This is a genomic window from Sphingomonas sp. AC449, from assembly GCF_979253475.1.
The window spans coordinates 1-280 of the sequence record NZ_CEEDCZ010000044.1 but is presented as its reverse complement, the minus strand read 5'-3'; the positions used below and the strand labels follow the sequence as shown (position 1 = coordinate 280).

Here is a 280-nt window from a genome sequence, read left to right as displayed (position 1 = left end):
ATCAAACTCCTCTTCGTATAATTTTTGTGAACTTATATTTTGTTTTGGAAGGAGAATTTGGTATTGAGTTTCGGGAACATCAGAGAGAGCTGTTAACGAAAACCGATATTCAATTTTATTTTGGATAGGAGAAAAACGATAAGCCCTAGAGCCATCTGCTACTTCAATAGGAGAATCCAAAGGCAAAATGGAATTCCCAAATACCATCCACTCACCATAAATCTTTGTTATTGGATCAAAGATCAGTAAGTGATTTTCTGATATCGCAACCAATTTAAAA

The 280-nt window shown here is 34.3% G+C and carries 1 protein-coding gene; it reads right to left on the bottom strand.

The window, feature by feature from the left end; all coding sequences use genetic code 11:
• Positions 1-280 (bottom strand): hypothetical protein (locus AC0CH3_RS17785; protein ID WP_465238123.1); only part of this gene is annotated, 280 nt, incomplete at both ends.